Raw genomic sequence first — 24,625 nt, 5'->3', positions numbered from 1 at the left:
AAGAAGTACCGATCTGTGCAGCTATATTTAGTTTTTCCAAGCAGTCATCATTTGAATCCTGCAGCAGAAGCAAGAGAGAAGCACCATTTTACAGGCACTGCTTAGCCTGAATGTACGCAAGCAACGCATGCCCCCCCCTCTTTTTGAGTTCATTTTCTAAATATTCTCTTGTAAAATGAACCTAAATGGAGTAATTTGTACATATATGAACCTAAATCAGTTCCAAAGGAGAGGATCTTCATTATGGAAAGACGTTATGCCTCACATCCGCAGGAAGTGAAACAATTCGACACGGCTCGGCTTCGCAAGGAATTTCATATCCCGACTCTGTTTACCGCTGATAAGCTTGAGCTTGTCCTTACGCATGAAGACAGACTGATTATCGGCGGTGCCTTGCCGGTCCGGGAGGAAGTCAAGCTGGAGACCGATCTGAAGGAGCTTGGTGTCGGCTTTTTCCTGGAGCGCAGAGAAATCGGCATTATCAATGTTGGCGGGACGGGGACCGTCACCGCAGACGGAACCGCGTACGAGCTGAACCATAAGGAATGTCTGTACGTTGGAATGGGCACCAAGGAAGTCAAATTCACCAGCCATGATCCGCATAATCCGGCCAAATTCTATCTCAACTCGGCTCCGGCTCACAAGGAGTTCCCTACCGTGAAGGCGACATTGGAGGAAGCCGACTCCAGCGCCCTCGGCAGCTTCAAAAATTCCAATGACCGTGTCATCTACCGCTTCATTCATCAGAACGGCATCCAAAGCTCCCAGCTTGTGATGGGCATGACGCTGCTGAAGGAAGGCAGCATGTGGAATACGATGCCAGCTCATACGCATCCGCGCCGTATGGAGGCTTATATGTATTTTGACCTGCCGGAAGATGCGGTTGTCTTCCATCTGATGGGTCAGCCGTCGGAAACACGCCATATCGTTATGCGCAATGAGCAGGCTGTCATCTCCCCGAGCTGGTCGATCCACAGTGGCGTAGGAACCAGCAACTACACATTTATTTGGGGCATGGCCGGTGACAATAAAAAATACGATGATATGGACCCTGTGTCGATGAAGGAATTACAATAGAGAGGAACATCATTACCGACGGAAGAGATGAGAATTCAGATGAACCCGATACGACGTTACGAGAAAATAATGGAATATCTGTTAACCGAGAAAGAGGTCACCGTTGCGGAGCTGAGCGAGCGCCTGGAGGTCACTGGGAAAACGATTCGCGAGGACTTATCCAAGCTGGAGGAGCAGGGGCTGATTACGCGTGTGCATGGCGGAGCCGTGCTCGCGCAGAAGGACCATTTTGGCATCCTTCCGTCCCAAGAGCCGCTTACCAAACATGCGGATGAGAAACTCGAGATTGCTCAAAAGGCGGCAGCGTGCATACACCCCGGCGACATTGTAGCATTGGACGGAGGAAGCACAACGCTCGAAATCGCGCGTCAGCTCCAGAACGAGTCACTGACTGTCATCACCAATGATGTGTACATCATCAGTGAACTCGCGCCCAAGAACAACATCCGGCTGGTCGTTCCCGGCGGTTACCGTGTCCGCAACATGCTGGCAGGCCCGGAGGGCGCAGCCTACGTTCGTCAGCTTAATATTCAAAAAGCCTTTATCTCGGCAACCGGGGTTCATCCTGAACATGGACTTTCGATATATACGGGGGATTTGCTCGATTTCAAGCGGGCACTGGTGGAGACCTCGCGTGAGGTATATGCCGTTGTCGATCATCATAAATTCGGACAAACCGCCCTTAGAACCTTCGCATCCTTGAAAGAGCTAACCGCCATTATTACAGACCGGGGACTGGAGGCGGCTACAGCAGCAGCCTACCTTGAAACTGGAGTATCGATTATGCAATAGTTCCAGATTGAAAAAGACGAGGAGTGTGTACGGCCATGCATTTATTTGATTTGTCTGGCAAAACGGCCATCGTTACCGGGGCCGCCCGCGGGCTCGGTCAGGGCATCGCCATCGCGCTGGCTGAAGCAGGCGCAGATATTGTGGCTGTGTCCATGAGCAGCAGCAAGGAGACGATAGACAAGATTGAGTCCGTTGGAAGAAAAGCATCCGAAATCAGCGTCGATCTTAGCGACCACACGAAGCTGCAAGCGACCTTCGATCAAGCGCTGGAGCTGACGGGCCACGTGGACATTCTGGTGAACAACGCCGGCATCATCCGCCGCACACCAGCCAAGGATCATAGCGCCCAGGATTGGTTTGACGTGATCGATCTGAATTTGAATTCGGTGTTTCTGTTGTCCCAAATTGCCGGCAAGCATATGCTTGAGCGGGGCAGTGGAAAAATCATCAATATCTGCTCTATGCTGTCCTACCAGGGCGGCATCAACGTTCCGGGATACACCGCCAGCAAGCATGGCGTAGCCGGATTAACGAAAGCGTTTGCGAATGAATGGGCAGCTGGCGGCGTACAGGTCAACGGCATCGCCCCAGGTTATATCGAAACGGACAACACCGCTCAGATTCGTCAGGATCCTGAACGTCATAAGTCCATCACCGACCGAATTCCTGCAGGACGCTGGGGAAAACCTGAGGATATCGGAGGCCCTGCCGTCTTCCTGGCCTCTTCCGCTTCGGATTATATGAACGGCCACATTCTATGTGTAGATGGCGGTTGGATGGCACGATAGACTATATCATTTTCGTTAAGGAGCACAAGCCCGTAATGATGCTGCATTTCAGCCTCATTGCGGGCTTTTTATTATGCCTTGATCCCCTTATAGACTGGTTGCGAATTCCTTGCCATCGGTTGGGGTATGCTAACCTGTGACCCCATGCCATGGAACATAATGATGGACCGTGAACGACAGAAAGGAAGGTATCGATATGAGCGGAAGAGGAAGCAGAAGCAGGAGATGGTACATGAACATCATCCTGTTGTTAGTCTTAACCTGTATGCTGCTGCCAGGATGTGTCCCCCGTTCCCATGATCGTGTGCCAACGCCCAATATGGGCGTAAGACCTTACCGGATCAACACCGGGGGCTTGCTGCAGGATGCGGTCGAACGCGGAACGCTTCGTATCGGCATTGAGCGCGACTATCCCCCGTTCAGCTACCATGATGCGGAAGGAAGGTTGAAAGGCTTTGATGTTGATATTGCCGAAGAAGTGGCATACCATATGGAGCTGAATCCGGAATTCATAGAGATGAGCTGGGAGCAGCTGCTTCCCGGTCTGAGCGAAGGAGTATATGATGTTGTATTCGACGAGATTGCAGTCCGGGACGATCGCAGGCAGCTGTACGATTTCTCCCATGCTTACATGACCTCGTTTCCAGTGGTTGTCGTTCGCGATGAGGAGACCCGCATCCGTTCCTTCTCTGATCTGAAGGGGCAGCGAACTGCCGTCCCCATCGTAGGAAGCTATAGAGATATAGCCGAACAGATCGGCGCAGATATCAGAGAGGTCCAGCATGCAGAACAGGGGGTCCGGCAATTAATGGAGGGCGCGGTAGACGCCGCCGTCATGGACAACTTATCAGCGGCCAACCTGATGCTGCAGTTTCCGGATAGGAAGCTGCGTACCGTGGAGTCCTCTGATCATGTGTACCAGGTGTGTGCTGCGATGACCAAAGGCAACAACGATCTGCTTGCCGCCATCGACAACGCCCTGCTGACGATGAAAAGTGACGGCACTTACGCAGCAATATGGGAAAAGTATTTCGGCAGCACACCCCCGAACGATCAGAGGATGCCAGAGGAGCAGCAGCACCCCTAAACCAGCCGCAGGAGAGGACACCCGTCTGCGCTTGAAACACCAAAAGGTCGAAGACCCCCGCTCTGAACCGAGCCGGCCTTCGACCTTTATACTTGAGTTGTGATGTTGATTATGGCCTCTCTTATTCTTCGGAAGCAGCGATCTCCTGCTCGCCCTCAGCCACTTCTTCAGCCGCCGAGACGGCACGAGGGACGATGACGCTGACCAGCACTTCCTCTTCTGATGCAACGACGGTTACACCTTCCGGAATGTGCAAATCAGCCACCGTAAGCTTGTCTCCAACCTCCAGCGCGGATACATCGGCCTCCAGCGTGGTCGGCAGATCGGACGGAAGTCCTTCCACCTCCACTTCCGTTACCTGCGTCTGCAGAATGCCTCCTGTTTTGGTTCCTGCAGCCGTTCCTTTATATTCGACAGGAATGCTGACACGAACCGGCTTGTTCATCGAAACTCGCAAAAAATCGATATGGGCGACATCCCCGCGGCTTTTCTGAACATCTTTAATCAGAACGGGAACTGAACCCTTTCCGGCCACATCAAGATGGAATACCTCCGAACGTCCTGTTACAAACAGTTTGGATGTCTCCTTCAGATTAACGGCAACCGGAATGCTCTCGGATTGCGCGCCGTATACGACAGCCGGTACCCCTCCGCCTTCACGGATTCTGCGACGGGATGCACGGGTAAACTCCGTCCGGAGTTCGGCTTTAAGTTGAACATTGTTTCCTTTTGACGACATAAATTATATCCTCCTTCTGAAAACAAGTCTAACGAATAATTACCCGCACCGTACGGCCATGAATCAGTTTTTTCCACATCCACGAAAAACATCAAAAGCCCTTACCTTCTAATGAAGATGAGGGCTTTTGCTTACGCTGACACACAGATTGGTCTCCGCGTTCATTCTTCCCCGGAGTCCGGATCATCCATCCCTTCCATGCATGTCTTCTCTTTGAATGTGATACTTTCTTGCCGGCTTGGATAGAAAACACGGGTCTTGCTAGCTTGCCATATCCGGCCGAGGCACTTCCGGCTTCCACCCGGCTTCGCCGCTGCGAATCCTCCATTTGACATGCTGGACACCCGGCGGAATCTCCATATACCGGTCATGCTCTCCCTCGCGATCTTCCCACTCCTTATATCTGACGATGCATCCGACCCGACTCACACCTTCAGCAGCATGAATAACCGCCACCGCCTTGCCGTTATGCAGCCGCGTAAAATCAATCCGGCCATCGCGCACGCCTGTGCCCCATACCCACACATTCCAGCCATCATAGGCTTGATCATCGCGTTCATATTCCAGCTCAATCCGGGTCAGCCGGGTTTTCGGCTGCGTCACCTCTTCCCGCAGCACCATGATCGACAGCCCAGGAACGATGACATCAGCACCGTTCACTACAGCAAATGGTTCTGCCCCCGCGCAGCGGTCATCTGCGAGAATCCCCCACATGGACGGGCTGGGCGGAAGCTCCACCTTCATATCGGATGCATTCCCGTTGATGATGACCACCATCTGCGCTTCCCCGCTGTGATCGCCCGGCGGATTCAATTCGATCGGCAGCTCCGGCTCCGTCAGACGAAGCACAATCAGCTGGTCACTCGAGCGCAGCACCTCCACATGCTGCTCGATCCTGTCTCTTGCTGACATTCGAAATACCGGATATTGTTTGCGCAGCGTGATTAACCCCTTGTAATAGTCAAATACCGCCCGGAATCGCTGCTTATTTTCCCAACGGATCGCGTTGATTGCATCTCCGCTTCGGTAGCTGTTATGATCGCCATATTTCGTACGAAGAAGCTCGTCACCGGCATGGAGCAGAGGGATGCCCTGCGAGAGAAGAACGATGCCGTTCGCCAGCACTGCGCGCCGGACCGCCATGGAAGCAAGCGGGTTGGCCGGATCCACACAGCTATAAGGCGCTGCCGCCGTGACCGCTCCCTGAACATCCCCGCCGCCCGGCAGCTCTCCCTCTGCCATGTGCAGCAGCCCTGCTTCTTCGGCTAAACCTTGGGACACCAGAATTTTATCCCACAGATTCAGATTGTCATGGACCGTTACATAATTGACCGATTCACTTGCTTCGTGAGCAAAATCATGAATCGATCCCATCATCCCTTCAATAACAGCTCCCTCGTGCCAGTCCGCGCCTGTGGCAAAACCCTTGCCCGCACCGTCATTATCTCCCTTGATGGCGTGCCGGAAATGATCGTTGAATACGGCAAAGCCTTTTCCGCGCTGAGTCCCCTTGACGGTCTGCTCTGTAAGCGGGCTGTCGCCGCCAGTCCAAGGTTCTCCATACAGCATAATCGTCTCGTCCACTTCGCGCCGAAGCTCCTCGGCAATGTCAGCCATCGTTGTTGTGTCGATCAGTGCCATCAGGTCAAACCGGAAACCGTCAATATGGTACTCCTCAGCCCAATAACGCAGCGAATCTTTAATGAATTTGCGAACCATCGGTCTTTCGGTAGCCAATTCGTTTCCGACACCGGAGCCGTTGGATAAACGGCCGCTGGCATCTTGTCGGTAATAATATCCGGGAACGATCGGCTCAAAAGGTCCATCATCCACGGTATAGGTGTGATTGTAGACAACATCCATCACGACCCGGATCCCTTGCTTGTGGAGGGCCTGAACCATTTCCTTAAGCTCCCGGATGCGCACTGCCGGATCCGCCGGGTCTGTTGCATACGACCCTTCCGGCACGTTATAGTTCTGCGGATCATATCCCCAATTGTAGATATCACCCGTGCGGTCATCCGGGTCTGCCAATTCGTTGACTGTTCTGAAATCGAACACCGGCAGCAGATGCACATGGGTGATGCCCAGCTCAACCAAATGATCAATGCCTATCGCATTCCCGTATGCATCCCGAAGTCCGGTCTCGGTAAAAGCCTTGTACTTCCCTTTATATTTCATGCCGGAATGTTCATCCACCGAGAAGTCGCGTACATGCAGCTCATACACAACAGCATCGGTAGGCTGCAGCAGCGGTGGCTTGATATCGTTCTCCCATCCCGGCGGGTTCGTTCTTGCCAGATCCACGATGGCTCCGCGGCAGCCGTTCGCTGACACTGCCCGCGCATAGGGATCGACCGCATAGGTATAGCGTCCCTGCTCCCACGCTATCCGGTACATATAATAGGTGCCGTGCAAATCTCCAGCGACCTTGACGCTCCATACACCGTCTGGTGTCCGAACCATCTCATACTCCATACCACCTTCATGGTCGGTTACCTTGCCTTCCTCATTGTAGACGCCAGCATCCTCGTACAATACGAGCGTCACTTGAGGAGCCGTAGGTGCCCACACATGAAAGGCAGTCTCCTCACTATGATAAACAGCCCCGAGCTTCGCCTCGACACTGCTTGGGATCGTGTCCATATTCATCACTATCACCGTCACTTTAAAAGTAGAATATACTTCATAGTATAGGCGCCTGAATCATAAGACAGACCTCTCGCAGCTGAAATGCAAGAAACGCTTTCATAGGATATTGTATGCCATATGTCCTGATCCGGCTTGGGTCCATCCCATATAACCTTATATTTAGGCATTATACAAGGTTCGTGCCAAGCTGTCTCTGTTGCCTGCCGCCCCGGATTATCGGCTATAGAAAAAAAAAGCATCCGTCCCGGTAGGACAGATGCTATAAACAGAAAAAGCATACTTGTTGGAAAAAAGATATGGAGACATCTAAACGCCTCAAAAAAACATCATTCAGCGGAGGCAGAGATCGAGTCCACCAGGGCCACAACGTCCTCAGCAGTGCTCATCTCAAGCGCCCGTGCAGCAAGATCCTTCATCTCTGCCTGGGACAGGCGGCGAATCTGGCTCCGTGCCGGAAGAATCGAGGTCGCGCTCATGCTGAACTCATCCAAGCCGAGGCCGAGCAGAATCGGAATGGCGGTGGAATCACCAGCCATTTCTCCACACATGCCGACCCAGCGGCCTTCACGGTGAGCAGCATCAATTACCATTTTGACCAAGCGGAGAATAGCCGGATTGTACGGCTGGTACAAGTACGAAACACGCTCATTCATTCGGTCAGCAGCCATTGTATATTGGATCAGATCGTTTGTGCCGATGCTGAAGAAATCAACCTCTTTCGCAAACTGATCGGCCAGAACCGCCGTCGAAGGAATTTCAACCATAATACCGAGCTGAATTTCCTCGGATACCGGGATGCCTTCCGCTGCGAGCTTCGCTTTTTCTTCTTCCAGCAGCGCTTTCGCTTCGCGGAATTCTCCGAGTGTGGCGATCATCGGGAACATGATCCGAAGATTACCATGAACGCTTGCACGCAGCAAGGCGCGCAGCTGCGTTCTGAAAATATCCTGCCGTTCCAAACACAGACGTACCGCACGGAAGCCAAGGAACGGATTCATCTCTTTAGGAAGATCGAGATACGGCAGCTCTTTGTCACCGCCGATATCCAGCGTGCGGACAACGACCGGCTTGCCCTCCATCTTTTCCAGCACCGTTTTATACGCAACGTACTGCACTTCCTCGGAAGGAAGCTTGTCTCTGCCCATGTACAGGAACTCTGTACGATACAGGCCTACGCCCTCGCCGCCATTGTCCAGTACGCCGGCAACGTCGTTCGGAGTTCCGATATTGGCAGCCAGCTCGACATGGACGCCATCACGGGAGATGGTAGGCTCGGTACGGAGCTTTCTCCACTCTTCCACCTGCTTGGCGTATGCCTCCTGCTTCGCGCGATACTCGGCTACCGTTTGCTCAGAAGGATTAATGATGACATCGCCTTCCAGTCCATCCACGATGATCAGATCGCCGCTTTGAACAGAGGAAAGCACATTCTTGGTGCCAACGACAGCAGGAATTTCAAGAGAACGCGCCATGATTGCCGAGTGCGATGTGCGGCCGCCAATGTTCGTTGTAAAGCCCTTTACATATTTCCGGTTCAGCTGCGCTGTATCGGAAGGTGTCAAATCCTCCGCGACAACAACCACTTCTTCACTGATCTCGGACGGGTTCACATAATTGAGACCGAGCAGATGCTTGAGCACGCGCTTGGTCACATCCCGCATATCGGCGGCACGCTCTTGCAGATAGGCGCTTTTCATATTTTCGAACATCTGAATGAACTGAGACGCCGTTTCATTAAGCGCATACTCCGCATTGACCGATTCGGAGGTAATCTTCTCCTTCACCGGATCGATCAGCTCCGGATCATTCAGGATGAGAAGGTGAGATTCGAAAATCTCAGCCTTCTTCTCCCCGAGCTCCTGAAGCGTGCGGGCCTTGATATCCTCAAGCTCAGCCTGGGACTTTGCCAGAGCATCATCCAGCTTCGCAAGCTCTGCCTGAACATCGCTTACGTCTTTGCGGCTGACGGAATAGTCCGGATGCTCCAGCACGAACGCCCGGGCAATCGCGATTCCGGCCGAAGCCGCGATCCCCTTGAGATTACTCATGAAGCTCGCCCAGCCCTTCGTTAATCATCACTTCCTGAAGTGCAGCCAGCGCATCGCCGTCGTTGCCGCCTTCAGTGATCAGCGTCAGCGTGTCACCTTGCTCCAGGCCGAGGGACAGCACGCCAAGGATCGATTTAAGCGTTACTTTTTTGCCGTTGGCTTCAGCAAAGGACTCGGTATCTTTGAACTTGTTCGCGGTGTTAACCAGAGCCGTTGCCGGGCGTGCGTGAATTCCGTCTTCGTCAATAATTCTGAATGTTTTTTGCATTGTATTCATCCCACTTTCCTATTTTTTTAGTTTGATTGTATGTGAACCATAAGTTAGTACCTGCTAGGATTTATAACAATCCCCAACAGTAACCTTTAAGGCGGTTACTTCAATGATATCGTAATGATTTTAGCTTCGCCAGTTTTCACCTTGCCGGTTTTATCAAGCGTCACCGAGGCTCCTTCCGGCAGGTTGGAGAAAATGACCGGAGAAATAAGCGACTTCGCATTCTCCTTCACATATTCCAGATCAACCTCCATGATCGGCTGGCCGGCGGTCACGATGTCCCCTTCCTGAACGAGGACGTTGAATCCCTGACCTTTGAGCTTCACCGTGTTGACACCGATGTGCACCAGCACCTCTTTGCCGCCGTCTGACATGATGCCAACGGCATGCTTGCTAGGGAACACATTGAACACTTTGCCGTTGACCGGCGACGCAATCGTGCTGCTCTCTGGCAAGATGGCGAATCCGTCCCCGGTCATTCGTTCGGAGAACACCGGATCAGGAACAAGCGAGATATCCATCAGCTCACCATCCGCTGGAGAGACGATCTCTTCCATGATGAGCGCATCCCCCTCCTGGGCGGCCTGCTGCTCAACAACGGCTGGCTTCTCCTCGATGGACGGAGCTTCGGCTGCTGGCGCCTTCCCGGACATGATGTCCTGGATCTGTGACTTGATCGTATCCGAACGAGTCCCGAAGATCGCCTGAACATTGTTGCCGACCTCTAGGACGCCGGATGCGCCGAGCTGCTTCAGCCGCGACTTGTCGACATTGCCCTTGTCTTTCACCTCAACCCGCAGACGGGTAATGCATGCATCCAGATGCGCGATGTTGCCAGGTCCGCCAAGAGCGCTCAAGATGTTGGCCGGCAGATCGCCGCCTTTTCCTGACTTCTCTTCACCGCCAGCCCCTTCGCCCCCGTCGGCTGCCGGGTCTTCGCGTCCCGGTGTCTTCAAGTTGAACTTGCGGATAACAAACCGGAATCCGAAGTAATAAATCGCCGCCAGAATCAAACCAACGATAATGACGTTCCACCAAGGTGTTCGGTTCGGAACAACCCCGAAGATCAGGAAATCGATCAAACCGCCAGAGAATGTCATACCGATTTTCGTCCCCAGAATATGCATGGTCATGAAGGACAGGCCTGCAAATACTGCATGCACAGCGAACAGCAGCGGAGCTACGAACAAGAATGCAAATTCAAGCGGCTCTGTAATCCCTGTCAGGAACGACGTCAACGCCGCAGAGCCCATGATGCCGGCAACATATTTTTTATGCTCCGGTCTGGCTTCATGATAAATCGCCAGCGCTGCTGCCGGCAGACCGAACATCATAAACGGAAACTTACCCGTCATGAACGTACCGGCTGTAAACTGCACGCCATCACGCAGCTGCTGCATGAAGATATTTTGGTCACCCCGTACGAGCTGGCCAGCCTGGTTCACATATTCCCCAAATTCAAACCAGAACGGCGAATAGAAAATATGGTGAAGTCCGAACGGAATCAGCCCACGCTCCACAACACCGAATACAAATGCGGACAGCGTCCGGTTTTGCTCCAGCATGAAATGTGAAGCCGTATTCAGCCCTGCCTGAATCGGAGGCCAGATGACCACCATCAGCAAGCCAAGCAGAACGGAGGTTGCCGCCGTCATAATCGGGACAAAGCGCTTTCCTGCAAAGAAGCCCAAATAGGATGGCAGCTCAATTTTGAAGAATCGCTGGTACATACTGGCTGCCAATATTCCGACGATAATCCCCCCGAACACCCCTGTTGCCAGTGTCGGTATGCCTAATACATTGGCATATTCATAACTTGACTCGGTCAATGATTCCGGCGTAACGCCCAGAACGGTCCCCATCGTCACATTCATGACAAGATAACCGATAATGGCCGCCAGACCCGCAACCCCTTCGCCTCCAGCCAATCCGACCGCGACCCCGACCGCAAACAGAAGCGGCAGGTTGGTGAACACGATCTGCCCCGCATTCATCATAACGGTAGCAGCCGCTTGCACCCAGGCTGTATCGAGCCATGACGCATAGCGAAGGAAGTCCTCATTGATCAGCATGTTGCCCAGCCCCAGCAGGAGCCCCGCAGCAGGCAAAATTGCTACAGGCAGCATCAATGCTTTACCGACTCTTTGAAGCACGCCAAAAAGTCGTTTGAACATAAATGATCTCACCCTCTGTCTATATTTGGTTAAGATGTATATTAATACTGCCCAAGTAAATCAAAAAAAGGCATGAGTATGCGCAAGAAACGGATTGGTCCTAATCACACGGATTAGATTACCCAGAATTGGGTAATACCAACCAAATTCTTGTTGAATACTCATGCCTGATCGAATCAGTTACACGTTAGATCTGAAGTTTTAACTTACTTGGCTGTTGACTATTGTAGCACCCGTCATGACAGCTTGCAACAGCAATCGACATGTTCATAAAAACTTCACGTTTTTTATCCACCCTGCTCTTTCCGCTGATTGAGACGCTGAAGATGGATCGTCAAGTACCCCGCCTCAGCCGGGTATACGGCCTTACGGAGTCGCTTCTCCATAATTTTGATCAGCTTCCACGCCAAAGAATACATTTCAGGATATTCCCGTTTCATGAGACCGTCAAGCGAGCTGGTCTCTTCCACTTCATCTCCCCTGCGGATTCGCTCCATGGCAAACCTCAAATGCGTCAATAACCGCGAATAATCCAGGGAATCCCTCGGAATTTCATACTCCAGCTGCTGCTCCACCGTTGACACCAGGTCCGATATCAGCTCCGAGTTTTTACGCACTTCGGAAATATGCTGATTGGTCAGGGCACTGTGAAAATGAAGGGCGATGAATCCGATTTCTTCCTGACCAAGATCAACCCCGAGTCGTTCGTGAATGACGCGAACCGCATAATCAGCCATCGCGTATTCCTCCGGATACAGCTCTCTCGTTTCATATATGAAAGGATTGTGTATATAGAGCCCTTGAGCATGCCGTTTAATAGCAAAGGCAATATGGTCTGTCAGCGCGATGTGAATATGTTCATTCAGAGGCGACTGGGTAGATTTCACCGCATGCATAATAATGTCATTGACCGCCTCAATCAGATTCTCGTCGATATAAGGAACCAGCTGTTTGTATTGCTCCTGCTCCTCCGGCTTCGTCAAAATAAACATTTTCTCAGCTGCAGAGACAGGAATCATATCTTTGCTCTTCCGGTTAAAGCCGATCCCCTTGCCGATAATGACAACCTCATCATGCTGTGGATGTTTCGCTATAATAACATTGTTATTTAATACTTTTGCTACTTGTAAGCTGCTCACATTCGCACCTCTTTTGATCAACACGTATACTCGGTAATCTTAACAGAAATACGCGGATGCAGCAAAGCCAATTCATAGCGGCATTCTGCCTGTCCTGCAGCCGTTAAGGTGGCGCGCCTCGTCTGCCGGTATGCCAGGCGGAAACGCTACGATTCCACTTCATCAAGCAACCTATTATAAAAAGACCGGACAAAGCAAAGGTTCCCCTCCTGCCCTGTCCGGCTGCTCTTCATTGCTTTCCTGTAAAAGGCATCCGCCCTTATTCTCTCACTTCTCTGGCAGCGCTCGCTTCCATCCCGACGAGATCCTGCTCAATGGCAGCTGGCTGCTCCAGCGGCTGCACAGGGGACTTCGTCTTCGTCAATCCGTGGATCAAAGCCTCGACGTCGATGCCCGATACACTCTTCAGCATCTCCGGTGCGGTTGCCATCAGCTCAGTAACATAGTTGCTGACTCTGGCAGCACCTGCGCCGTCGCCCTTGCCGGTATCCACGACCGTGAGCTTCTCGATCGAGGAGATCGGCTCGGCAATTTTGCCAGCGAGTTCAGGCAGCATTTTGACGATGATGTCGAGAATCGCGGCTTCGCCATACTTCTGGAACGCTTCGGCCAGCTTCTCTTTCGCTTCCGCTTCGGCCAGACCGCGCAGACGGATAACCTCTGCCTCGGCAGCACCTTTCGCACGCTCCGCATCGGCTACTGCAAGACCATCCAGACGCTTTTGCTCGGCAGAGGCCTTCGCCTGTGTCTCGATGGAATATTGTACGGCATCGGCCTCACGCATTTTGCGGGCCTTTTCCGCTTCCGCAGCCTGCTCGACCGCATAGCGATCAGCATCGGCCTTTTTCTTCACTTCAGCATCATATTGTTTCTGGCGAACCATAATTTCTTTTTCCTGAAGGTCGATTTCCCGCTCTTTCCGAACGAGCTCGATCTTCATCTGTTCTTCGACCATCGTCTGCTTCGCACGGGCCTCCTGAATATGATACGCCTGGTCGGCTTCGGCCTTGGCTGTATCCTGGTCCTTCTTAAAGGAAGCGACCTTCAGCTCTTTCTCTTTCTCCGCCTCGGCGATATTCGTATCGCGCAAGAGTTCGGCCTTCTGACCTTCTTCCTCCGCACGCGCCTTCTGAATCCGGGCATCACGAACCGCTTCAGCTTCTGCGATTTCTGCATCGCGTTTCACCGTGGCAATCCGCGGTTTACCAAGCGCCTCTAAGTATCCGTGTTTGTCGCGAACATCCTTGATTGTAAAGGAAACAATCTGAAGACCCATCTTCTTCAAATCTCTTGCTGCTACCCCTTGCACCTCTTGAGCGAACTTGTCGCGGTTACGGTATACCTCTTCCACGGTCATGGAGCCGAGAATGGCCCGCAGATGACCTTCAAGCACCTCTTGGGCTTCCCCTTTCAACGCCTCAATCGGCTTGCCCATGAACTGCTCGGCAGCGGTAGCGACATCTTCGATAGAGCTGCCTACCTTGATGATCGCAACCCCGTCAGCCATAACCGGAACCCCTTGCTCCGTATAAACTTCCGGTGTCATTACGTCAAGCTTATGCGACAGAAGCGATACGAATTCGGAACGCTGGAATATCGGTAAGATAAACGCGCCTCCGCCGCGGACGATTTTGATCTTGCGCCCCGTTTCGTCCTCCGAAATGTTCTTGCTGCCTAGAAATGAACCTGTTACAATCATTGCTTCATCTGGACTGACCGTCTTGTAGCGGGCCCAAAACGCCAGACCCAGTACGACGATGACCCCTATGACAATAGAGGGGATTACCATAAATTCAGGCATACTGTTTACTCATCTCCTTTTCGTTCTTCCAGTTCAGATACCCGGAGGACACCTTCCACTACGTCGATCACAACAACCCGGGCACCTGCGGGAAGAATCTTGCGGTCAAAGCTGGAAGCGATATGGGCTGTATTGCCCGCTCCCACCCGAACCATGACCTCACCGAACCCCTCTGCCGGAAGCGGCACGGTGACGGTTCCGATTCTTCCTGCCAGTTCTTTCTCCGAGAAGCCTGTCGAATTCTCGCTGTTCTCCATAGGCCGAACATAGCCGAAGTAAACGAGAATCGAGACGACGATGGCCGATAGAATGGAGAGCGTTACATGAGCACCTGCCGCCATATTCGTATATTGTGTGAACATGATTCCTGCTCCGCCGAATACGGTGATTCCGCCTGCGATGACCATCGGGTTGAAGAAATCAAAGGACAAAAAATCAAGCACCCCGTCCATCGCGGAACTAAGCACATCGCCCAGCAACACGGAAACTATCGCAAACAATATGCCGCCGAACAGGCAACCCCAATATAACGCCTCCATACGCACTGCCCCTCTCTCAAGAATCCTCACTGTGTATAACAAGTAATACGGCAAAAAGTTCGTTTTGTTTCAATATTTTACACCTGACATTCCTAGTTCAAATATTGGCTCATATCAGAAGTCAGTGTTTGACATCAAGCGGAGTATGCCGCTCTTGGGAAACGAAGGGACTTCCGGTCGCTGCTCACCCCCAGGTTTCTTGATATTACCGCCTCAGCGGTTGAAGTCAGGGACAAGAGCGAGCGCTTCGCTTCTCCCCGATCCTCTACACCCTTACTTCTGACCCGTGATGATGTCTGGCACGAATGATTAACTTGAGCCCGAATGTGCTATGTAACTTTCTGTCGTTCATGGAATGTCTGCACCCGGTCCCGGATGTCACATAAACGCAGAAAAGGTCGAAGGCAGCAGCTCTGGAAAGCGTTGCCTTCGACCTTATTATAGCATCTGCACAGTAAATTACAGCGACATTTTATAAATTTCGATGACGTCTTCGCGCTGCAATTTACGGAAATTGCCGAACGGGCCGAAACGAACCGTCTTCTCAGCCATCACTTCGATCTGGCTGTCGTCAATGTCATAATCCGCAAGTCTGCTCGGTGCGCCGATCGAGCTCCAGAAGCTGCGGAGCGCCTCGATCCCTTCAAGTCCGACTTGCTCATCCGATTTGCCCGCAGCATCGATGCCGAACACATTCACAGCGAGCGACTTGAAGCGGGCCGGATCAGCCTTCAAGTTGTACTTCATCCAGTTCGGGAAGATGATAGCCAGACCGCCGCCATGCGGAATATCGTATACCGCCGATACGGCATGCTCGATATTGTGCGTTGCCCAGTCGCCGGCAAGACCCATGCTGACCATTCCGTTCAATGCCATCGTGCCGCAGTACAGGATCGTTTCACGCAATTCGTAATTTTCCAAATCATCGATCAGCTTCGGAGCGGTATCAATGACCGTGCGCAGCAGCGTCTCACAGAAGCCGTCCTGAACCGGCGTGTTGGTATCCTGATGGAAATAATGCTCCAGCACATGCGACATAATGTCGACGACGCCATAAACCGTCTGGTCCTTAGGCAGCGTATACGTATGTACAGGATCCAGAATGGAGAATGCAGGATAAGCCCATGGACTTGCCCAGCCCATCTTCTCCTGGGTTGCCTCGTTCGTAATGACCGAGTTGCCGTTCATCTCCGAGCCGGTCGCCGCCATCGTTAGCACAGTTCCAAGCGGCAGCGCATCCTGCGGGATCGCTTTGCGCTCAACGAAATCCCACATATCTCCCTCGTACTTGGCACCAACGGCAATCGCCTTGGCACAATCGAGCACGCTGCCGCCGCCAACAGCCAGCACAAGATCCACTTGATGCTCGCGGCAAAGGGCTACGCCTTTATGAACCGTGGACAGACGAGGATTCGGTTCCACACCGCTCAGCTCGGTCACAACAGCCCCGATTTCCTTCAGCAGCGTGATAACCTGATCATATAACCCGCTCCGTTTGATGCTTCCGCCGCCATAGACAAGCAGCACATTCGTTCCGTATTTCGGAACCTCATTCTTGAGCGAGCTCAGCTTGCCCTGACCGAAAATCAATCGTGTGCCATTATGAAATTCAAAAGCTCTCATCGCGCCTCTACCTCCGTACTCCATATATTAAAGATCATGTTTTGATAACTTGTGCTACGATTTTCATTATATCACTTCCGCTTCTCAATACAAACGGCCGTTCCTTTCACCCGAGGGGAAAGAACGACCGTCCGTCTGTCTATTGAATATAAGTTTACAGAGCGGTATAGCCCATGCTCTCCAAAAATCCGCGAAACGCTTGCTGCCCTTCGCTTGTCTGCTTGTAGACTCCCGCATGTTCGAGGATGGTCGTAAATTTGCGGCCAACCTCCTGACGAATCAGCTCAGCGGCCTGCTCCCGGTCTGCAGCTCCTGGCGTCCGCTCCTTCAGTTCCTGAATCCAGTCGCGGTGGACGAACAGCGGATGACTGTCTTGTCCGCTCGCCTCCAGCAGCTCCTCGTTGCCGGACAGAATGTCGGCAATCATCCCGAGCTCCTCCTTCAGTCGCCCAGGAAGGATCGCCAGCCCCATCACTTCAATCAGGCCGATGTTCTCCTTCTTGATATGATGCATTTCCCGATGCGGGTGGAAGATGCCCTCCGGATGTTCATCACTGGTCCGGTTGTTGCGCAGCACCAGATCCATCTCATACACGCCTTCCGCATTTCTGCGGGCAATCGGTGTCACCGTATTGTGGCGGACAGGGCCTTCTTCGCTATCGGTGGAGGCGATAATATCGACCGAAGGATCACTGTAGCTTTTCCAGGCCTCATAGATGCCGTTCGCGCACTCGAGCAGCACGTCTCTGTCTGTAGCTGACAGCCGGATGACCGACATCGGCCATTTGACAATGCTGACGGCTACATCCGGATATTGGGCATGCTTGAACTCCGCAATTTCAGGCGCGAGCTGGATCGGAAACGTATGCCGCCCGCCCTGGAAGTGATCATGCGTCAGAATGGAGCCGCCAACGATCGGCAGATCGGCGTTCGACCCAAGGAAATAATGTGGGAAAGCATCCACAAAACTGAGCAGTCTGGCCAGCGTATCCTTGGTCAGTTTCATTGGAATGTGGTCGCGATGGAAGACAATGCAATGCTCATTATAATAAACGTATGGCGAGTATTGGAAAAACCACGGTTCACCGTTCAGCTCCAGCGGAATAATCCGCAGGTTCTGCCGGGCAGGATGGTTCACCCGGCCCGCATAACCGACATTCTCCCGGCATAGCTGGCACTTCGGATAAACGGGCGGCGGGAGAAGCTTCGCCATCGCGATTTCCTTTGGGCTCTTCTCCGGTTTGGACAGATTGATCGTAATCTCGATATCCCCGTACTCGCTGCCATATCTCCAGTATTCATTCCGGGATATGCGGTCCATCCGGATATAGTTCGAAGCGATACACAGCTCGTAGAATTGACGGGTCGCCGCTTCGATGCCCCGCTCCTGCTCCGCTGTCTTGAACGCGGCTGTAATCTCGGACGGCCGCCCCATCACTCTGCCCATAATTTTGGCGTCAAGCAGATCGCGGAAGGTATCGGTGTTCTCCGGAATGAGACCTTTAGCTGCGCCGTAATCGATCAGCACATCGAGCAGCGCCTGAGGTCCATCAAGATGCTCCTCGCTTACTTCGCCGGCATAAGGCTCGCTGAAGCCAAAATCGTCAAGCAGCAGATTCCGGCAGTAATCCACATCCGCTTCCTGAATCAGCCCTTGGCGAAGGGCAAACAGCACAAGCCGTTCAATCGCGTGCAGCACCTGCTGATCATCCGGAACGCTGGTTGTCACTTGCTCCATCGTCAAGTCCCCCTTAATTGTCGCCGTATCCGTTCGGATGGCTGCTATGCCATCTCCAGGCGCTTTCGATAATGTCTTCCAGCTTCACGCGAACCGGGTTCCAGCCCAGCACCGTGCGCGCCTTCTCCGAGGAAGCGACCAGAACAGCCGGGTCCCCGGCGCGGCGGGCCTCCACTACGACTGGAATGTCCACCCCTGTCACCTGCTTGGACGTTTCGATCACTTCCTTGACCGAGAAGCCGAGGCCGTTGCCCAGATTAAACACATTACTCTGTTCGCCGCGGCGCAGATAGTCGACCGCCCGCAGATGGGCATCCGCCAGATCGCTGACATGAATGTAGTCGCGAATACATGTGCCGTCCGGCGTGTCGTAATCTTCACCGAAGACGGAAATATGCGAGCGCTGCTTCAGTGCCGTTTGCAGCACCAGCGGAATGAGATGGCTCTCCGGACGGTGATCCTCACCGATTTTGCCGCTGGCATGGGATCCCGCCGCATTGAAGTAACGAAGGGATACATATTTAATGCCAAGCACCTGATCAAACCAGGACATCATCCGCTCCATCATCAGCTTCGTTTCACCATACACATTTGTTGGCTGGGTCCGGTCGGATTCGGCGATAGGCACCTTTTCCGGCTCCCCGTAGGTAGCGGCTGTTGATGAAAATACGATTTTGCGCACATCTGCTTCATTCATCGCTTCCAGCAGGCAGAGCGTACCAAACACGTTGTTGTCATAGTATTTCACAGGGTCCTTCATGCTCTCGCCCACCAAGGAGTTGGCCGCGAAGTGAATGACCGCATCAATGTCGTTCTCTGCAAACAGCTTCTTGAGCAGCGCCTTGTCGCGCAGATCGCCCTCATACAGCTTTCCGCCGAGCAATGCCTCCCGGTGACCTGTCTGCAGATTGTCGATGACCACAACCTCTTCTCCGCGCTCCAGCAGCTCCGCCACCGTATGCGAACCGATATACCCTGCTCCCCCGGTTACCAAAATCGCCATGATCAGTTGCCCTCCTTCACTTCGGTCATTTCATGCACACCCTGGCCTACACCGCACACATAGAAGTCCGGCTTCAACCCCGTTCTTGCCTCATACCGGCTGCCTACCTCCCGAATGAATTCCTCTACGGCATCCTGGTGAACGAGCGACACCGTGCATCCGCCGAAGCCTGCGCCGGTCATTCGGGAACCGAGCGTGCCCGGAACGCGCTGCGCTTCCTCTACCATCGCATCCAGCTCATCACCCGTCACTTCATACTGATACCGCAGGGAATCATGGGACTGATTCATGAATTGTCCAAATGCCTCCAGGTCGTCGTTCTTCAGTGCAGCCACCGAATCCAGCACCCGCTGATTCTCCTCGACAACATGCTTGGCCCGCTTGAGCACCGTCTCATCCGTAATCGCATCCGCTACTTCTGCGAAGGAGACCGGATTCAGTTCTGCCAGATAGCGCAGTTCCGGCACTTTAGCCTGCAGCATTTCCAGCGCCCGGTCACATTCGCTGCGGCGCTCATTATACTTAGAGTCAACCAGTCCGCGCCGTTTGTTGGTATTGCCGATCACAATTTTGTAGTCGCCTGTCTCAAAAGGAACCAGCTCATATTCCAGCGTGTCGCACATCAGCAGAATGGCATGGTTCCGCTTGCCGTTCGCGACCGCGAACTGATCCATAATGCCGGAGTTCACGCCCACGAACAGATTCTCGGCGCGCTGGGACAGCTTGCTGATCTCCACCGTATCCACCGGCTGGCCTTCCATCGTCATAAGCGCGTAGACGGTGACAACCTCAATCGAAGCGGAAGAAGACAGGCCTGCTCCGTTCGGTATGTCCCCGTGGTACAACAGGTCATAGCCTTGCGACAAACGAATGTCCAGCTTGCTCAGTTCGGTGATGACCCCGACCGGATAATCCGTCCATTCCCCGCTCTTTCCTCCAAAGTCCGGCTCGGCGCTGACCACCGCCTCATAGGGCAGATTGGTGGAAGCAAACGAAATCTTCCCGTCCTTGCGCGGACGGATCAGCAATGTTGTTCCGAATTCAAGCGCTGCCGGAAGCACATAGCCTCCGTTGTAATCCAGATGCTCGCCAATCAGATTGACCCGGCCAGGGGCATTAAAAATCCGCAGTTCCTGTTCAGCCTCTCCATACTTTTCCATAAAGCGATCTATTAGCAGTTGTGTGTTCACGATATCACTCCATCCCGTTATATAAGGTGCTTTCACTGTTCTCAGTATATAATGAAACGTAGGGCCCGATAATGAAGTCTTGTGTGTTAGATATGGATTTATGTGACTTTTGAAGTTACAATGTTAACAAACATGCACCGCTCGATCAGCGCAATGTAAAGGCCATCCTCTCAACCAAAGGACGATGCTTGTATGAATGCTCAAACCTACTCCGTCGCTTCAAACCCAGCCCAGACCGAGAACGGAACCCTCCGTGTGCTGTTTGCCGGGGAAAGCCAGACGCCGCCGAAGCATGCACTCGGGCCGAAAATATACGACTATTACCTGATGCACGCCATTGAGTCAGGACAAGGTGTATTTCGGACCGAAACGGATGTGTATCATCTCGGTCCCGGGGATTGCTTTCTCATTCATCCCGGACAGCTTGTCAGCTATGTATCCGATGAAGGAAACCCGTGGCGCTATCGCTGGGTCGCCTTTGATGGCGAGCTTGCCGGCGAGCAGGCGAAGGCTGCCGGCTTCTCCCCCGAGCACCCGGTTCTGCATGTCACGCTGGACAGCCAGGTTCCTCACTATATCGCAATGATCCAGTCCAGGTTCAACTCCCGGCGGGAAAGCGCACATATGGCCGCCATCGGCTGCCTGCATCTGATCCTGGCGGATTGCCTGGACCACGTGGAAAGGCCGGCGCAGCTGACGATGGCCGAGCCCCAGATTCAGCGCACCGTCAAGCAGATGATCAACTATATGACCTCACAGTATGCCCATCCGGTGTCGATTGAACAGATGTGCGCCAGCCTTGGCTACAACCGGGCTTACCTGTCCCGCATTTTCAAGAAGGAAACGGGCATGACCCCGGTAGCCTATCTGCTCAAGCTTCGAATCGACCAGTCCAAACGGCTGCTGCGCGAGCGGCCCGAGCTGTCCGTGGAGCAGGTATCCGCTTCGGTCGGCTTAACCGATCCGCTTTATTTTTCAAGACAGTTCAAGCGCTTCTTCGGTCAATCTCCCACCAGCTACCGCCAAAAAATAGCAGGCCGCTCATCGTCGCCAGACAAATAAACAAGGCATCCCGTCGGGTGATGTCCTGCCCTCAAGGATGCCTTGTTCATTCATTATAAGTCACTCCGTTCAATACCGTCACGTCCGATCGGATCGATTAAGCTCCTTCATTCTCCGTTTTCAGAATGGCTTCAATCCGATCCAGCTCTTCCTTCGAGAATTCCAGATTGTTCAGAGCCGCCACATTGTCTTCAATCTGGCTGACCTTGCTCGCTCCGATCAAGGCTGAGGTCACTCTTCCGCCTCGAAGCACCCAGGCCAGCGCGAATTGGGCCAGGCTTTGCCCTCGGGCTGCGGCGATCTGGTTCAACGCTCGAATCTTGCGAAGCACTTCAGGCGTAATATGCTTCTCGTTCAGGAATACCGAGGCGCCTGCCGCACGCGAATCCACCGGAATCCCGTTTAAGTATTTGTTCGTTAACAGGCCTTGGGCAAGGGGAGTAAATGCGATACTGCCGACCCCATGCTCTTCAAGCACATCCAGCAGCCCGTTTTCCACCGTCCGGTTCAGCAGGGAGTAGCTTGGCTGGTGAATGAGCAGCGGTGTGCCAAGGCTCTTCAGAATCGAAATCGCCTCTTCTGTCTTTTCCGGTGAATAGTTGGAAATCCCGACATACAGCGCCTTGCCGGAGCGCACGATATGATCCAGTGCCATCATCGTTTCCTCCAGCGGCGTTTCGGGATCCAACCGGTGTGAGTAGAAAATGTCCACATAGTCGACGCCCAGCCGCTTCAAGCTCTGATCCAGACTGGAAATGAGATATTTGCGGGAGCCCCATTCCCCGTATGGGCCCGGCCACATATAGTATCCAGCCTTGGAGGAGATGACCATCTCATCCCGGTAGCTTCTCAGGTCTCGCGCCAGCACTCTGCCAAACGTCTCTTCGGCTGAGCCTGGAGGAGGACCGTAATTGTTCGCCAGATCAAAATGCGTAATGCCGAGATCAAATGCTCGTGTAATCATATTGCGCGCATTCTCGAACGTGTCGACACCGCCAAAATTATGCCATAATCCAAGAGAAATAGCCGGAAGCTTGAGCCCCGATTTGCCGCAGCGATTGTATATCATGCCTTCATAGCGATCCTCGCTTGCCACATAAGTCACGTGCGATCCCTGCCTCTCTGTTATCAACGTATATACTACATGTACATCTTATCCCGTTTGCCTATCCTTTTACAAGAAACCGATTTCAGCATGCCTGATCCCGCAGCAGGCTCGCTTGCTTCGGCCTGCGGCATCATGGACAAGCTCTGCACCTGCTTGCCGGCCTTTGCCGCTTAGGACATGGACCGAATCCGGTCCCAGCCGCTAGCGAATCAATCTGTCAACCTCCGTCATGACCTGACCGATGCGGTCGGTAATGATCAGGCCTGCGCGGTGATCATAGGGGGTCGGGTCCGCATTCAGAAGCACGGTTTTGGAGCCATGAAAATAAGTCACCAGTCCGGCGGCAGGATGAACGGTCAACGACGTTCCTCCAATGATGAGCAGATCCGCCGTCGATATTTCTGCAATGGCCCGGGTCAGCACCTGATGGTTCAGCTCCTCCTCATACAGGACGACATCCGGCTTCACAATTCCCCCGCAATCCGGACAACGCGGAACCAGGTCATCCATGCCCATGATGTCCTGAAGCGAGAAGAAGCGGCGGCAATCCATACAATGATTGCGATGAACCGAGCCATGCAGTTCCAGAACCATATTCGAGCCTGCCGATTGGTGAAGCCCATCGATATTTTGCGTGATGATCGCCTTCAGCTTGCCTGCTTCCTCCAGTCTGGACAGCAGCCGGTGGCAGCCGTTTGGCTGAGCATCGGGATGCAGCATCTTGCTCCGGTAGAAATCAAAAAACACCTCCGGATGCTTCATGAAAAACGAATGACTCAGCATCACCTCCGGCGGATACGGGGATTGATGCTCGCTTTGATACAGGCCCGCAGCCGAACGGAAGTCAGGTATACCACTTTCCGTGGAGGTACCGGCGCCTCCGAAAAAAACAATGTATTCGCTTGATTCGATCCAAGTTGCCAACTGCTCGATCTTTTGCCTGCTTTCCATTCCACACACCTCCGTCCAGCCAATATAGGAATAACACCTGTGCTTTTCAAACAAGTACTTTTAATTCATTATAATCCGATATGACAACATCGGCATCCACCAGATGAACCGGCTCCCCTTGCCCCTGGTACAGCCCGATGGCCAGCGCCGCTCCGGCCTGCTTCGCCATCTGCATGTCGGCATTGCTGTCCCCGATCACAACCGCTTCAGCCGGATCGATGCCAAGCATGCTGCACGCCATTTCGGCCATCTCCGGATGAGGCTTGCCGCTGCTTACCCGATCCCGTCCGAGAACAACCGGGAAATACGGCTTCAGTCCGATCCATTCCAGCTGCTCCAGCGTCCCGTCCGTGTTGTCCGAGGTCACTACCCCCATGGGCAGCGAAGCCTTGCGGCATGCCTCCAAAAAATGCTGCAGCCCCGGCATCGGGAAAGCCGGTTTCTGACGCCGCACCTCGTGCATCGCATTTTTGGTGATCTGCCGTACCTGCGTTGTCGCCTCATTCCATGGCATGCCAGCCGCATACAGCTGCCAGGCCAACAAACCGATCGATTCCTCAACCGTGGCCATAGCAAGCGGCCCCTGAACGTCATAATCGCACACCCTGCCGCTTGCATCATGCATGGTGCCAAGCAGCCGCTCGCGCGGACAGGTGAGCTTGGCGCCCATCATTTCAAGGAGCTGCTCCAAATCGTTCAGCACATAATCGGTCCAGCCTCCCCATAGCGCCATGAAATGCAGCAAAGTCCCGTCCTTGTCAAATAAAACTCCTCTACAGGGTACTACGCGCCCTCCTGCCTCCAACCGTGCCAAGGCGTGTCCTCCTTCTATTTCAGCCA

At 53.3% G+C, this 24,625-nt stretch carries 20 protein-coding genes; 5 read left to right on the top strand and 15 right to left on the bottom strand.

Features of this window, described 5'->3' with window-relative positions:
* Window positions 1-243 precede the first annotated feature (243 nt).
* The 4 genes from kduI to CHH75_RS02675 all read left to right on the top strand — a co-directional run bounded on the left by kduI (window position 244) and on the right by CHH75_RS02675 (window position 3,744).
* A complete protein-coding gene (gene kduI, locus CHH75_RS02690; protein ID WP_095397390.1) occupies window positions 244-1,077 on the top strand; it encodes a 5-dehydro-4-deoxy-D-glucuronate isomerase in 834 nt (277 codons plus the stop codon).
* Window positions 1,078-1,116: 39 nt separating this feature from the next.
* Window positions 1,117-1,869: a DeoR/GlpR family DNA-binding transcription regulator gene (locus CHH75_RS02685; protein WP_095397389.1), complete on the top strand. Its 753-nt coding sequence runs from the start codon at window positions 1,117-1,119 to the stop codon at window positions 1,867-1,869.
* 35 nt (window positions 1,870-1,904) lie between these two features.
* The gene (kduD, locus tag CHH75_RS02680) at window positions 1,905-2,657 is read left to right on the top strand and encodes a 2-dehydro-3-deoxy-D-gluconate 5-dehydrogenase KduD (RefSeq protein WP_095397388.1); all 753 of its coding nucleotides are present in this window, start codon (window positions 1,905-1,907) and stop codon (window positions 2,655-2,657) included.
* 232 nt (window positions 2,658-2,889) lie between these two features.
* Window positions 2,890-3,744: a transporter substrate-binding domain-containing protein gene (locus CHH75_RS02675; RefSeq protein WP_255222946.1), complete on the top strand. Its 855-nt coding sequence runs from the start codon at window positions 2,890-2,892 to the stop codon at window positions 3,742-3,744.
* A 121-nt stretch (window positions 3,745-3,865) separates the two neighbouring features.
* Here CHH75_RS02675 and CHH75_RS02670 read toward each other — a convergent pair whose 3' ends face one another.
* The 12 genes from CHH75_RS02670 to CHH75_RS02615 all read right to left on the bottom strand — a co-directional run bounded on the left by CHH75_RS02670 (window position 3,866) and on the right by CHH75_RS02615 (window position 20,664).
* Window positions 3,866-4,483, bottom strand: coding sequence for a 50S ribosomal protein L25 (locus CHH75_RS02670; protein ID WP_095262991.1), 618 nt, complete (start codon window positions 4,481-4,483; stop codon window positions 3,866-3,868).
* A gap of 261 nt (window positions 4,484-4,744) precedes the next feature.
* Complete coding sequence (pulA, locus tag CHH75_RS02665) at window positions 4,745-7,129, bottom strand: type I pullulanase (protein WP_095397542.1); 2,385 nt, start codon at window positions 7,127-7,129, stop codon at window positions 4,745-4,747.
* Window positions 7,130-7,461: 332 nt separating this feature from the next.
* Complete coding sequence (ptsP, locus tag CHH75_RS02660) at window positions 7,462-9,183, bottom strand: phosphoenolpyruvate--protein phosphotransferase (protein WP_095262990.1); 1,722 nt, start codon at window positions 9,181-9,183, stop codon at window positions 7,462-7,464.
* The gene (locus CHH75_RS02655) at window positions 9,176-9,451 is read right to left on the bottom strand and encodes an HPr family phosphocarrier protein (protein ID WP_095263002.1); all 276 of its coding nucleotides are present in this window, start codon (window positions 9,449-9,451) and stop codon (window positions 9,176-9,178) included. Before CHH75_RS02655 ends, ptsP begins: the two co-directional genes overlap by 8 nt.
* 104 nt (window positions 9,452-9,555) lie before the next feature.
* Window positions 9,556-11,631, bottom strand: a complete 2,076-nt coding sequence (ptsG, locus tag CHH75_RS02650; protein ID WP_095397386.1) for a glucose-specific PTS transporter subunit IIBC — start codon at window positions 11,629-11,631, stop codon at window positions 9,556-9,558.
* A 287-nt stretch (window positions 11,632-11,918) separates the two neighbouring features.
* The gene (glcT, locus tag CHH75_RS02645; RefSeq protein WP_095262988.1) at window positions 11,919-12,770 is read right to left on the bottom strand and encodes a glucose PTS transporter transcription antiterminator GlcT; all 852 of its coding nucleotides are present in this window, start codon (window positions 12,768-12,770) and stop codon (window positions 11,919-11,921) included.
* 259 nt (window positions 12,771-13,029) lie between these two features.
* On the bottom strand, window positions 13,030-14,571 hold the full coding sequence (locus CHH75_RS02640; RefSeq protein WP_095262987.1) for a flotillin lipid rafts scaffold protein FloT: 1,542 nt from the start codon (window positions 14,569-14,571) through the stop codon (window positions 13,030-13,032).
* Window positions 14,572-14,576: 5 nt separating this feature from the next.
* Window positions 14,577-15,110: an NfeD family membrane protein gene (locus tag CHH75_RS02635; RefSeq protein WP_095397385.1), complete on the bottom strand. Its 534-nt coding sequence runs from the start codon at window positions 15,108-15,110 to the stop codon at window positions 14,577-14,579.
* 459 nt (window positions 15,111-15,569) lie between these two features.
* Window positions 15,570-16,733, bottom strand: coding sequence for an iron-containing alcohol dehydrogenase (locus tag CHH75_RS02630; RefSeq protein WP_095262985.1), 1,164 nt, complete (start codon window positions 16,731-16,733; stop codon window positions 15,570-15,572).
* Window positions 16,734-16,887: 154 nt separating this feature from the next.
* Window positions 16,888-18,471, bottom strand: coding sequence for a UDP-glucose--hexose-1-phosphate uridylyltransferase (locus tag CHH75_RS02625; RefSeq protein ID WP_095397384.1), 1,584 nt, complete (start codon window positions 18,469-18,471; stop codon window positions 16,888-16,890).
* Window positions 18,472-18,484: 13 nt separating this feature from the next.
* Window positions 18,485-19,474 carry a UDP-glucose 4-epimerase GalE gene (gene galE, locus CHH75_RS02620; protein ID WP_095397383.1) on the bottom strand — a complete coding sequence of 330 codons (990 nt, stop codon included), beginning with the start codon at window positions 19,472-19,474 and terminating at the stop codon, window positions 18,485-18,487.
* Between the two features lie 2 nt (window positions 19,475-19,476).
* Entirely contained in the window at window positions 19,477-20,664 is a 1,188-nt protein-coding gene (locus tag CHH75_RS02615) for a galactokinase (RefSeq protein WP_095397382.1), read from the bottom strand.
* A gap of 192 nt (window positions 20,665-20,856) precedes the next feature.
* Between CHH75_RS02615 and CHH75_RS02610 the strand changes: the two genes are divergently transcribed.
* Window positions 20,857-21,726, top strand: a complete 870-nt coding sequence (locus tag CHH75_RS02610; protein ID WP_095397381.1) for an AraC family transcriptional regulator — start codon at window positions 20,857-20,859, stop codon at window positions 21,724-21,726.
* A gap of 97 nt (window positions 21,727-21,823) precedes the next feature.
* On the opposite strand, the gene mgrA is transcribed toward CHH75_RS02610, so the two are convergent.
* The 3 genes from mgrA to CHH75_RS02595 form a co-directional block, all read right to left on the bottom strand.
* Window positions 21,824-22,831, bottom strand: coding sequence for an L-glyceraldehyde 3-phosphate reductase (gene mgrA, locus CHH75_RS02605; RefSeq protein ID WP_095262980.1), 1,008 nt, complete (start codon window positions 22,829-22,831; stop codon window positions 21,824-21,826).
* Window positions 22,832-23,035: 204 nt separating this feature from the next.
* Window positions 23,036-23,785 (bottom strand): NAD-dependent protein deacylase, encoded by a 750-nt coding sequence (locus CHH75_RS02600; RefSeq protein WP_095397380.1) that lies wholly within the window; start codon window positions 23,783-23,785, stop codon window positions 23,036-23,038.
* Between the two features lie 46 nt (window positions 23,786-23,831).
* Window positions 23,832-24,599, bottom strand: coding sequence for an HAD family hydrolase (locus CHH75_RS02595; protein WP_095397379.1), 768 nt, complete (start codon window positions 24,597-24,599; stop codon window positions 23,832-23,834).
* Between the last annotated feature and the right edge of the window lie 26 nt (window positions 24,600-24,625).

Origin of the sequence: Paenibacillus sp. 7541, assembly GCF_002276395.1 — a bacterium.
GTDB classification, from domain to species: Bacteria; Bacillota; Bacilli; order Paenibacillales; family Paenibacillaceae; genus Paenibacillus_AQ; species Paenibacillus_AQ campinasensis.
This window is presented reverse-complemented; position numbering and strand designations above follow the sequence as displayed.

Bases quoted from the DNA above. Each gene is read 5' to 3' on its own strand.
- CHH75_RS02635 (WP_095397385.1), bottom strand. From the start codon at position 15,110: ATGGAGGCGTTATATTGGGGTTGCCTGTTCGGCGGCATATTGTTTGCG.
- CHH75_RS02675 (WP_255222946.1), top strand. From the start codon at position 2,890: ATGAACATCATCCTGTTGTTAGTCTTAACCTGTATGCTGCTGCCAGGA.
- galE (WP_095397383.1), bottom strand. From the start codon at position 19,474: ATGGCGATTTTGGTAACCGGGGGAGCAGGGTATATCGGTTCGCATACG.
- CHH75_RS02625 (WP_095397384.1), bottom strand. From the start codon at position 18,471: ATGGAGCAAGTGACAACCAGCGTTCCGGATGATCAGCAGGTGCTGCAC.
- ptsP (WP_095262990.1), bottom strand. From the start codon at position 9,183: ATGAGTAATCTCAAGGGGATCGCGGCTTCGGCCGGAATCGCGATTGCC.
- CHH75_RS02640 (WP_095262987.1), bottom strand. From the start codon at position 14,571: ATGCCTGAATTTATGGTAATCCCCTCTATTGTCATAGGGGTCATCGTC.
- CHH75_RS02655 (WP_095263002.1), bottom strand. From the start codon at position 9,451: ATGCAAAAAACATTCAGAATTATTGACGAAGACGGAATTCACGCACGC.
- CHH75_RS02610 (WP_095397381.1), top strand. From the start codon at position 20,857: ATGAATGCTCAAACCTACTCCGTCGCTTCAAACCCAGCCCAGACCGAG.
- ptsG (WP_095397386.1), bottom strand. From the start codon at position 11,631: ATGTTCAAACGACTTTTTGGCGTGCTTCAAAGAGTCGGTAAAGCATTG.
- kduD (WP_095397388.1), top strand. From the start codon at position 1,905: ATGCATTTATTTGATTTGTCTGGCAAAACGGCCATCGTTACCGGGGCC.
- kduI (WP_095397390.1), top strand. From the start codon at position 244: ATGGAAAGACGTTATGCCTCACATCCGCAGGAAGTGAAACAATTCGAC.
- CHH75_RS02685 (WP_095397389.1), top strand. From the start codon at position 1,117: ATGAACCCGATACGACGTTACGAGAAAATAATGGAATATCTGTTAACC.
- pulA (WP_095397542.1), bottom strand. From the start codon at position 7,129: ATGGACACGATCCCAAGCAGTGTCGAGGCGAAGCTCGGGGCTGTTTAT.
- CHH75_RS02600 (WP_095397380.1), bottom strand. From the start codon at position 23,785: ATGGAAAGCAGGCAAAAGATCGAGCAGTTGGCAACTTGGATCGAATCA.
- CHH75_RS02670 (WP_095262991.1), bottom strand. From the start codon at position 4,483: ATGTCGTCAAAAGGAAACAATGTTCAACTTAAAGCCGAACTCCGGACG.
- CHH75_RS02630 (WP_095262985.1), bottom strand. From the start codon at position 16,733: ATGAGAGCTTTTGAATTTCATAATGGCACACGATTGATTTTCGGTCAG.